This window comes from Paracoccus sp. (in: a-proteobacteria) (assembly GCF_030604785.1).
Classification (GTDB): domain Bacteria; phylum Pseudomonadota; class Alphaproteobacteria; order Rhodobacterales; family Rhodobacteraceae; genus Paracoccus.
On the sequence record NZ_JAUVVF010000041.1, the window covers coordinates 18,017 to 28,301 of the forward strand.

The window sequence follows — 10,285 nt, forward strand, 5'->3', positions numbered from 1 at the left end:
GCCGGCTTCTTCGTTGTCCAAATACCCCCGCCGGAGGCGGCCTCCCGCTCCACAGCGTCAGGCGGTCGAATACAGCCCCTCGTAGATCGGCAGCAGCGTGTCCGTCTCGAACAGGCTCGAGACCGAGGTGCCGTTCCAGATGTTCAGCACCGCCTGCGCGAACATCGGCGCGGTCGGCACGATGCGGATGTTGGGCGCGTTCTTCACCGCCTCGCTCGGCTGGATCGAATCGGTGATCACCAGCGACTTCATCACCGATTTCGTCACGCGATCGACTGCCGGGCCCGACAGGACGCCATGGGTGATATAGGCATGGACCTCGGTCGCGCCATTGTCGGTCAGGACCTGCGCCGCCTTGCAGAGCGTGCCGGCCGTGTCGCAGATGTCGTCGACGATGATGCAGGCCTTGCCCGACACATCGCCGATCACGGTCATCTCGGCCACCTCGCCCGCCTTCTCGCGGCGCTTGTCCACGATGGCCAGCGGCGCGCCGATCCGCGTCGCCAGCTCGCGCGCCCGCGCCACGCCGCCGACATCGGGCGAGACGACCATCAGATCGCCCATCCGGCCCTTGAAGTGGTGCTGCACGTCCAGCGCGAAGACCGGCGCGGCATAGAGGTTGTCCACCGGAATGTCGAAGAAGCCCTGGATCTGGGCGGCGTGCAGATCCATGGTCAGGACCCGGTCCACCCCCGCCTCGGTCATCAGGTTCGCCACCAGTTTGGCGGTGATCGGTGTGCGGGCCTTGGCGCGGCGGTCCTGGCGGGCATAGCCGAAATAGGGGATCACGGCGGTGATGCGCGCGGCCGAGGACCGTTTCAGCGCATCGACCATGATCAGCAGTTCCATCAGGTTGTCATTGGCCGGGTTCGAGGTCGGCTGGATGATGTACATGTCCTCGCCGCGGACATTCTCGTAGACCTCGACGAAGATCTCGGCATCGTTGAACCGCTCGACCCGCGCATCCAGCAGGTTCACGCTCATGCCGCGATGCATGGACATGCGCCGCGCGATGGATTGCGCCAGCGGGCGGTTGGCATTGCCTGAGATCAGCTTGGGTTCGGTCATGACGGGCATGGAGGGCGGCCTTTGGCGGTTGCGTCAGATTGCGGCTGCCTTAGCACCGCGATAGCCTGCGGGCAAACCCGGAAATGAGGAGCATCATGGCGCATATCGACTATTATCTCGGCACGATCAGCCCCTGGTGCTATCTGGCGGGCGACCGGCTGGAAGCCATCGCGGCCCGGCACGGCGCGACGATCACCTACAAGCCGCTGGACCTGATGCAGCTCTTCGACCGGACGGGCGGCGTGCGGCCCGCGAACCGCCATCCCAGCCGCATGGAATACCGCGCGCAGGAGCTGCCGCGTTGGGCCGATCATCTGGGCATGGCGCTGAACCTGAAACCCGCGCACTGGCCGGTGAACATGGCGCCGTCCTCTTACGCGATCATCGCGGCGCAAGAGGCGGGCGGCGGCGATCTGGGCGGGCTGGTCCACGGCTTCCTGCGCGCCGTCTGGGCCGAGGAGCGCGACATCAGCGACGATTCGGTGATCCGCGACATCCTGGCCGCGCATGGCCACGATCCGGCCCTGGCCGACAAGGGCCTGTTCGTCGGCGCCGAGACCTATGGCCGCAACCTGGAACAGGCGGTCGAGGCCGGGGTCTTCGGCGCGCCCTTCTACGTGGTGCGCGAGACCGGGGCCCGGTTCTGGGGCCAGGACCGGCTGGACTTCCTGGACCGGCATCTGGCGGGCGCATGAGCGGGCTGAACATCCGCCACTGGCCGGGCGATCCCGACCGCCCGGCTCTGGCGCTGCATTGCATGATGGGCAGCGCGGGCGGCTGGGCGCCGGTCGCGGCGGCGCTGGCGGGGGCGGTCGATCTGCGCGCCTTCGACATGCCGGGCCATGGCCGCAGCGATCCCTGGCAGCCTGGGCCTGACGGGACGGATTACCACACCGCCGTCACCCGGCTGGCCGCCGCGATGATCGAGCGTCCGCTGGACCTGATCGGCCACAGTTTCGGCGCGACCGTCGCGCTGCGCATCGCAGTCGCCGCCCCCGAAGCCATCCGGACGCTGACCCTGATCGAGCCGGTCCTGTTCGCCGCCGCGCCCTCGGCCGAACAGGATGCGCTGGATGCGCGTCTGGCCGCGCTGCTGGACGAGGGGCGCGACGGCGAAGCCGCCGCGACCTTCCTGTCGGCCTGGAACGGGCAGGAACTGGACGCCCTGCCCCCTCCGATCCGCGCGCAGATGGTGCGCCAGATCCGGCTGGTGGCCGAGACCGGCCCCGCCCTGCGGACCGACAGCGCCCGCATCCTGCGCGAGGGGGGGCTGGAATCGGTGGATGCGCCGGTGCTGATCGTGGCGGGTGGCGACAGCCCCCCGGTGATCCATGCCATCGCCGATGCACTGGCGGCGCGGCTGCCCGATGTGGGCCGCGCGCTGATCCCCGGTGCGGGCCATATGGCGCCGATGACCCATGCCGCGCAGGTGGCGGGCCTGATCGGCGCCAATCTGGAACGCGGCTAGAGCAGGAAATCCTGATCGTCGGGCAAGGCGCCGATCGCGGTCCACTGGACGCGCATCCGCGCCACCCGGCTGTCGCCCCAGGTCTTGAAGACCAGATCGAACCCGGCCGAGGTCACGTTCTCGACCCCCAGATCGCCGCGCTGGTTCGTGCTGCCGTCGATGTCCCACATGGACGGCGCGACCTGCACGGCGGGCGGGGTCAGGAAGCGTTCGGGGAAGACGACGCTCTGGCGGGTGACACGCTCGCCGCTGCCCGTCCAGAGCGGGCCGCCGGTGTCGTAATCGGTGACAAGCATGACCGAGCCTTGGCTGACGCCGATCTCGGACGAGTGGAAACGCAACATGGCAACTCCGGAATGGATACGGGGTCAGGATAACCACCGGGGGCGGGAAAGCAAAAGCCCCGGTGCAGGACCGGGGCAGATGCCGCGACGCCCGAAGGCGCGCTGAACGGGATCAGGCGATCAATCGGGCACGGTGGACTGATTGGGGTCCAGCCCGATATGCGTGCCCATGGCGACCATGTCGCCCACCAGCTTGACGGCGGCGGTCACGACCTCTTCGCCGACATGCTCGCGGCGCGATTCGGCGCTTTGCTGCGCGCGGCGCGCCTCGGCCAGCATGTCGTTGTAGACAGCCTGCGTCAGTTCGGCGCGCGGATGACCGCGTTCGGCCAGCAGGCTGACCGAATCCGCGTTGATCTCGGCAAAGCCGCCGGTCACGGCGAATTCGCTGGTGGAACCGTCAGCGCCGACCAGCACGACCATGCCGGGGCGCAGGGTGACGATCGCGGGCGCATGGCCGGGCATGGCGGTCAGATCGCCATCGCTGCCCGGCAGGCGCACCTCGCGCACGGGAACGGAGGCAAGCCTCCGTTCCGGCGACACGAGGTCGAACTGCATCGTATCGGCCATCTTGCCCCCTTATGCCGCTTCGGCGGCCAGACGCTGCGCCTTGGCTTTCACTTCCTCGATGTCGCCGACCATGTAGAAGGCGGCCTCGGGCAGGTGATCATATTCGCCGGCAACCACGGCCTTGAACGAGGCGATGGTCTTTTCTAGCGGAACCTGCACGCCGTCCGAGCCGGTGAAGACCTTGGCCACGTCGAAAGGCTGCGACAGGAAGCGCTGGATCTTGCGGGCACGGGCCACGGTCAGCTTGTCCTCTTCGGACAGTTCGTCCATCCCGAGGATGGCGATGATGTCCTGAAGCGACTTGTACTTCTGCAGGATGCCCTGAACGTCGCGGGCGACCTGGTAATGCTCCTCGCCGACGACGGCGGGGTCGAGGATGCGCGAGTTCGAGTCGAGCGGGTCCACGGCCGGGTAGATGCCCAGTTCCGAGATCGCGCGCGACAGAACGGTCGTGGCGTCGAGGTGGGCAAAGGTCGTGGCAGGCGCCGGGTCGGTAAGGTCGTCGGCCGGCACATAGACGGCCTGGATCGAGGTGATCGAGCCGTTCTTGGTCGAGGTAATGCGTTCCTGCATCGCGCCCATGTCGGTGGCCAGCGTCGGCTGGTAGCCCACCGCCGAGGGGATGCGGCCCAGAAGCGCCGACACCTCGGAGCCCGCCTGCGTGAAGCGGAAGATGTTGTCCACGAAGAACAGAACGTCCGTGCCCGAGGCGTCGCGGAACTGTTCGGCCAGCGTCAGGCCGGTCAGCGCGACGCGCATCCGGGCCCCGGGAGGCTCGTTCATCTGGCCGTAAACCAGAGCCACTTTCGAGTCGGTCAGGTTGTCGGGAACGATAACGCCCGATTCGACCATCTCGTGATAGAGGTCGTTGCCCTCACGGGTCCGCTCACCCACGCCCGCAAACACGGAGTAGCCCGAATGCACCTTGGCGATGTTGTTGATCAGTTCCATGATCAGAACCGTCTTGCCCACGCCGGCGCCGCCGAACAGGCCGATCTTGCCGCCCTTGGAGTAAGGCGCCAGCAGGTCGATGACCTTGATGCCGGTGACCAGGATTTCCGAGCTGGTCGCCTGCGCCGCGAAGTCGGGCGCGGGCTGGTGGATGGCGCGGGTCTCGGTCGCGGTGATGGATGCGCCCTCGTCCACGGGCTCGCCCACGACGTTCAGGATGCGGCCGAGCGTCACGTCGCCGACCGGCACCGTGATCGGGGCGCCGGTGTCGCGCACGGCCTCGCCGCGGACCAGACCTTCGGTCGCGTCCATGGCGATGGTGCGGACGGTGTTCTCGCCCAGGTGCTGGGCGACTTCCAGAACCAGCTTCTTGCCGTTGTTCTCGGTCTCCAGCGCGTTCAGAATCGCGGGCAGGTGGTTGTCGAACTGCACGTCAACGACGGCGCCGATCACCTGCGTGATTTTACCAGTGGCCTCTGCCATGTTTCACCTCTGCGTTACGGTCAGAGCGCCTCGGCGCCCGCAATGATTTCGATGAGTTCCGTGGTGATCGCGGCCTGACGCGAGCGGTTGTACTGCGTCGTCAGTCGGTCGATCATGTCGCCCGCATTGCGCGTGGCGTTGTCCATGGCACTCATCCGCGCGCCCTGTTCGGACGCCGCATTTTCCAGAAGCGCGGCGAAGATCTGCGTCGCGACCGAGCGCGGCAGCAATTCGGCCAGCAATTCCTCTTCGCCCGGCTCGTATTCATAGAGCGCATTGGCGGGGGCCGCATCGGCGGGCACCTCGGCGGGGATCACCTGCTTCGCGGTCGGGATCTGGCTGATCACGGTCTCGAAGCGGTTGTAGAAGATCGTCGCCACGTCGAAGCTGCCTGCGTCGAAACGCTGGAGCAGGTCGTCGGTGATCATGCGCGCCGTGTCATAGCCCACGCGCTTGACCTCGGAGAGGTCCACGTGATGCACGAAGAGATCGCCGTAGTCGCGTTTCAGCTGCTCGCGGCCCTTCTTGCCGACGGTCAGGATCGCAACCTGCTTGCCTTCGCCCCGCAGACGGTCGGCATGCTGGCGGGCCAGCTTGACGATCGAGCTGTTGAAGCCGCCGGCAAGGCCGCGTTCAGCGGTCATCACCACCAGCAGGTGACGCTGATCGCTGCCCGTCCCGGCCAGCAGGCGCGGCGCGCCCGCCTGGCCTGCCGCATTCGCGGTCAGGCCAGCCATGACGGCCGACATGCGGTCGGCATAGGGGCGCGCGGCTTCCGCCGCCTCTTGCGCGCGGCGCAGTTTGGCGGCGGCGACCATCTGCATCGCCTTGGTGATCTTGCGCGTGTTCTTGACGCTGCCGATCCGGTTCTTGAGATCCTTGAGACTGGGCATCTATTCCCCCTCTCAGGCGCGGGTGCGGTTGTATTCGTCCAGCGCCGCCTTGATCGCATCTTCCAGATCGCCGCTGACCTTGCGGTCGTTGCGGGTCATGTCGTCCAGCAGGGCGGACTTCTGGCTGCGCAGGAACTGGATCAGGCCCTCTTCCCAGGCGACGACCTCCTTGACGGGGACGTTATCGATATAGCCCTTGGTGCCGGCATAGATCACGATGACGATCTCGGCATTGGTCAGCGGGCGATACTGGGGCTGCTTCATCAGCTCGGTCAGGCGCGCACCGCGGTTCAGCAGGCGCTGCGTCGCGGCATCGAGGTCCGAGCCGAACTGCGCGAAGGCGGCCATCTCGCGATACTGGGCCAGTTCCAGCTTGACCGGACCGGCGACCGATTTCATCGCCTTGGTCTGGGCGGCAGAACCAACGCGGCTGACCGACAGACCGGTGTTCACGGCCGGGCGGATGCCCTGGAAGAACAGTTCGGTTTCCAGGAAGATCTGGCCGTCGGTGATCGAGATCACGTTGGTCGGGATATAGGCCGACACGTCGCCTGCCTGCGTCTCGATGATCGGCAGAGCGGTCAGCGAGCCGGCGCCGTTATCCTCATTCAGCTTGGCCGAACGCTCGAGCAGGCGCGAGTGCAGGTAGAAGACGTCGCCCGGATAGGCTTCGCGCCCGGGCGGACGGCGCAGCAGCAGCGACATCTGGCGATAGGCCACGGCCTGCTTGGACAGATCGTCATAGATGATCAGTGCGTCCATGCCGTTGTCGCGGAAATATTCGCCGATCGCGGTGCCGGAATAGGGCGCCAGGAACTGCATCGGCGCGGGGTCCGAAGCGGTCGCGGCGATGACGGTCGTGTAGGCCATGGCGCCGGTCTCTTCCAGCTTCTTGACCAGCTGCGCCACGGTCGAACGCTTCTGACCCACGGCGACGTAGATGCAGTGCAGGGTCTTCATGCCCTCGGCCTCGCGGCCGTTGTAGTTCGCCTGGTTCAGGATCGTGTCCAGGGCGATGGCGGTCTTGCCGGTCTGGCGGTCGCCGATGATCAGCTCGCGCTGGCCGCGGCCGACCGGGATCATCGCGTCAACCGATTTCAGGCCGGTCGCCATCGGCTCGTGCACCGATTTGCGCGGCATGATGCCGGGGGCCTTGACGTCGGCCACGCGACGCTCGGTCGCCTCGATCGGGCCCTTGCCGTCGATCGGGTTGCCGAGCGCGTCCACGACGCGGCCCAGCAGGCCCTTGCCGACCGGAACGTCCACGATCGAGCGCGTGCGCTTGACGGTGTCGCCTTCCTTGATCTGGCGGTCATCGCCGAAGATCACGATACCGACGTTGTCGGTCTCGAGGTTCAGAACCATGCCGCGGACGCCGCCGGGGAATTCCACCATCTCGCCGGCCTGGACCTTGTCCAGACCGTAGACGCGGGCGATCCCGTCACCGACCGACAGCACCTGGCCGACTTCGGCGACTTCGGCGTCCTGACCGAAATTCTTGATCTGCTCCTTGAGGATCGCCGAAATCTCGGCAGCCTGGATTCCCATTATCCGACCTCTTTCATGACATTCTGAAGGGAAGCGAGCTTCGAGCGGACCGAGCTGTCGATCATCTGCGAGCCCAACTTGACAATCATGCCGCCGATGAGGCTCTCATCGACGCGCGTGTTCAGCTTGACCGTCTTGCCCGATTTCTCGGCCAGGGTCGTCTTGAGCCGCTCCTGCTGCTCGTCGTTCAGCGCGACCGCGCTGGTGACTTCGGCGGTGACCTCGCCGCGCGCATCCGCGATCAGCGCGGCCAGACGCTCGGTCAGCTGCGGCAGCACGAACAGGCGGCGGTTCTTCGCCATCAGCTGAAGCGTGTTCGCCATCACCGGCGACAGGCCCATCTTCGACGCGATGGCGCCGATGGCGGCCGCCTGGTCGGCGCGGGAATATTTCGGGCTGGAGATCAGCGCCCGCAGATCGGCGCTGTCGGCCAGGGCGGCGGCCAGGCTCTCGGTCTCGCGGGCGAGGCTGTCGATCTGCCCCTCTGCCATCACGATGTCGAAAACGGCCTGCGCGTAACGCCCGGCGATGCTGTGGGACATGGAAACAGAGTTGGCCACGGTCATCCTTTACGGTTTGCGCAAACCCCACTGGCGGGCCGGACGCGAAATCCGGTCTGTCATGGGGCGCGGGTCGCGGTCGCGCGGCTTTTGGAGGGCCGCCCGGAATTCTGCGGCGTCTCTAGCAGCAGTTTCACCGCCCGGCAACCGTCATGCACACGCAGATGCGAGCCTGTGCGACAAAGGTCGCGGCGGACCTGTATTGACCTTGGGGATAGCGCCAACACCCCCGGCCGAAGCGCCGTTCCGGCCTGCGGCAGGCTGTCGCACCCGGTTGAATCCGGCCATTTCCGGTCGGGAATCGGCCGCGACTCAGCCCCGCTTTCCGGCCGGGGATTCGCCCCGCCCGGCCATCGTGCTGCCGGGGTCCGGGCGCGCATGGACAAGACCCGGATGCCCCGCGCGCGAGGCCGGCGCGGCACGGCCGGGCAGCGGGCGGGCAACGCCGTCGAGGATCTCGCGCGCGCTCGGCACGCGGATCTTGAGGCCGGGCCCGACCGGGGCGCGGCTCTGCTTGGCCAGTTCGACCAGCACCACCCCCGCGATCAGCACGCGGCTGATGCGCAGGCCGGTTCGTTCCCAGAACTGCGCGCTGCGCAGCCAGAAGCGCCGGTCCGAGGGCGGGATATAGACCGCCGAGCCGTGCCATTCCGGCTGAAAGCCCGCATGGCGCATCTGGGTCTCGATCTGGCCGGCCGTGTAGGACCGCCCCGACCCGAAGGGCGTGCGTTCGGACGCGGCCCACAGCCCCGCACGGTTCGGCACCATCACCATCACGCGCCCCCCCGGCCCCAGGCAGCGCCAGGCCTCGGCCAGAAGCTGGCGGGGATGTTCGCTGCCCTCGATCCCGTGCAGCATCACGAGGCGGTCGATGCTGCCCGTCTCGACCGGCCAGGCGGTCTCGTCGCAGAGGACGGAATGGTTGGGCAGGCCGGCGGGCCAGGCCATGACCCCCTGCTGGCCGGGCATCAGCGCCGTGACGCGCCGCGCATGGGCCAGATAGGGTCGCAGAAGCGGCGCGGCGAAACCGTAGCCCGCGACATTCATGCCGGTCGTGGCGGCGGGGGCCCAACGCTCGGTCAGCCGGTCGCGCAGGATGCGCTGCACCACGCGGCCCAGGGCGCGCTGGTAGTAGAAGCGTCTCAGCTGGTCGATGTCGTGATGCATTGCGCCCCGGCCCGGCATTTGTCAGGCTAAAGGATCACAAGGAGAGGGCTTTGCCAATGCCGCTGGACCTGGTCACCCTGCGCTGCCTGCGCGACAATTACGCCTATCTGCTGCATTCCGAGGCCGGGACCGTGCTGATCGACGCCCCCGAGGCGCAGCCGGTCCTGACCGAATTGTCGGTGCGCGGCTGGGGGCTGGACGCGATCCTTCTGACCCATCACCACGACGACCACATCCAGGCGGTGCCCGAACTGGTCGCGGCCACCGGGGCGCGGGTGATCGGGGCGGCGGCGGACGCCCATCGCCTGCCGCCGCTGGATGTGAGCGTCGTGCCCGGCGAGCCGCTGGAGGTTCTGGGCGAGCCGGTCGAGATCCTGGACGTGTCGGGCCATACGGTCGGCCATCTGGCCTTCCACTTCCCGCAAAGCGCGCTGGCCTTCACCGCCGACAGCCTGATGGCGATGGGCTGCGGGCGCCTGTTCGAGGGGGATGCAGCGATGATGTGGGCCAGCCTGTCGCGGCTGAACGCCCTGCCCGACGAGACGCTGATCTGTTCCGGGCACGATTATTGCAGCGGCAATGCTGCCTTCGCCCTGACGGTCGATCCCGACAATGCGGCGCTGCGCGAGCGGATGCGGGCCATCGCCGAGGCGGCGAGCCCCTGCGCGCCGGCGACGCTGGCTCTGGAACGGGCGACGAACCCCTTCCTGCGCGTCGCTGCGCTGCGCGAGGGGCTGGGGATGGAGGGCGCGGATGACGCGGCGGTCTTCGCCCGGCTGAGGAGCATGAAGGATGCGTTCTGACCATCACGATGCGGGCCCTGCCCTTGAAACGATGCCTGCCGCATCACATCTGCCTCATCGTTGGGAAAAACGGCGGCATGGGACGAATTGCCTCTTGATGCCGGTCGAAATCCACCAAATCTTAATGACATCGTGACAGTCTGGGCAGGTGGGCAAGACGCGGCCCATACCGCCAGCCGACTGACAGGAGACGACCCGTGCCAAGTTTCTCGACCACCCTGGAACAGGCCATTCACCAGGCTCTTGCACTGGCAAACGAGCATCGCCACGAACTGGCGACGCTGGAACACCTGCTGCTGGCGCTGACCGAGGAACCGGACGCCGTCAAGGTGATGCGGGCCTGCAATGTCGATCTGGACGAGCTGCGAAGCACGCTGGTCGATTTCATCGAGGACGATCTGTCCACGCTGATCACCGATGTCGAAGGCTC

Annotated in this window: 12 protein-coding genes; 4 read left to right on the forward strand and 8 right to left on the reverse strand. The window is 67.2% G+C overall.

Annotation, left to right across the window (positions count from 1 at the left end):
- Positions 1-57 precede the first annotated feature (57 nt).
- A complete protein-coding gene (locus QAR72_RS12900; protein ID WP_304617787.1) occupies positions 58-1,077 on the reverse strand; it encodes a ribose-phosphate pyrophosphokinase in 1,020 nt (339 codons plus the stop codon).
- Positions 1,078-1,163: 86 nt separating this feature from the next.
- On the opposite strand from QAR72_RS12900, the gene QAR72_RS12905 reads away from it, so the two are divergent.
- The gene (locus tag QAR72_RS12905) at positions 1,164-1,763 is read left to right on the forward strand and encodes a 2-hydroxychromene-2-carboxylate isomerase (protein ID WP_304617788.1); all 600 of its coding nucleotides are present in this window, start codon (positions 1,164-1,166) and stop codon (positions 1,761-1,763) included.
- A complete protein-coding gene (locus QAR72_RS12910) occupies positions 1,760-2,536 on the forward strand; it encodes an alpha/beta fold hydrolase (RefSeq protein WP_304617789.1) in 777 nt (258 codons plus the stop codon). Before QAR72_RS12905 ends, QAR72_RS12910 begins: the two co-directional genes overlap by 4 nt.
- Here the strand turns inward: QAR72_RS12910 and QAR72_RS12915 are convergent.
- From QAR72_RS12915 to QAR72_RS12945, 7 genes are all read right to left on the reverse strand, one after another.
- Positions 2,533-2,880 carry an H-type lectin domain-containing protein gene (locus QAR72_RS12915; RefSeq protein ID WP_304617790.1) on the reverse strand — a complete coding sequence of 116 codons (348 nt, stop codon included), beginning with the start codon at positions 2,878-2,880 and terminating at the stop codon, positions 2,533-2,535. The genes QAR72_RS12910 and QAR72_RS12915 overlap by 4 nt on opposite strands.
- Before the next feature lie 120 nt (positions 2,881-3,000).
- Entirely contained in the window at positions 3,001-3,450 is a 450-nt protein-coding gene (locus QAR72_RS12920) for a F0F1 ATP synthase subunit epsilon (RefSeq protein WP_304617791.1), read from the reverse strand.
- A 9-nt stretch (positions 3,451-3,459) separates the two neighbouring features.
- Positions 3,460-4,884 (reverse strand): F0F1 ATP synthase subunit beta, encoded by a 1,425-nt coding sequence (atpD, locus tag QAR72_RS12925; RefSeq protein WP_304617792.1) that lies wholly within the window; start codon positions 4,882-4,884, stop codon positions 3,460-3,462.
- 20 nt (positions 4,885-4,904) lie between these two features.
- The gene (locus QAR72_RS12930) at positions 4,905-5,777 is read right to left on the reverse strand and encodes a F0F1 ATP synthase subunit gamma (RefSeq protein WP_304617793.1); all 873 of its coding nucleotides are present in this window, start codon (positions 5,775-5,777) and stop codon (positions 4,905-4,907) included.
- Between the two features lie 12 nt (positions 5,778-5,789).
- On the reverse strand, positions 5,790-7,325 hold the full coding sequence (gene atpA / locus QAR72_RS12935; RefSeq protein WP_304617794.1) for a F0F1 ATP synthase subunit alpha: 1,536 nt from the start codon (positions 7,323-7,325) through the stop codon (positions 5,790-5,792).
- A complete protein-coding gene (locus QAR72_RS12940; RefSeq protein ID WP_304617795.1) occupies positions 7,325-7,891 on the reverse strand; it encodes a F0F1 ATP synthase subunit delta in 567 nt (188 codons plus the stop codon). The genes atpA and QAR72_RS12940 overlap by 1 nt, the downstream gene beginning before the upstream one ends.
- Positions 7,892-8,197: 306 nt before the next feature.
- A complete protein-coding gene (locus QAR72_RS12945; RefSeq protein WP_304617796.1) occupies positions 8,198-9,052 on the reverse strand; it encodes a methyltransferase domain-containing protein in 855 nt (284 codons plus the stop codon).
- Between the two features lie 56 nt (positions 9,053-9,108).
- On the opposite strand from QAR72_RS12945, the gene gloB reads away from it, so the two are divergent.
- Both gloB and QAR72_RS12955 read left to right on the forward strand, forming a co-directional pair.
- A complete protein-coding gene (gloB, locus tag QAR72_RS12950) occupies positions 9,109-9,855 on the forward strand; it encodes a hydroxyacylglutathione hydrolase (protein ID WP_304617797.1) in 747 nt (248 codons plus the stop codon).
- 197 nt (positions 9,856-10,052) lie between these two features.
- Positions 10,053-10,285 (forward strand): Clp protease N-terminal domain-containing protein (locus QAR72_RS12955; RefSeq protein WP_304617798.1); only part of this gene is annotated, 233 nt, incomplete at its 3' end.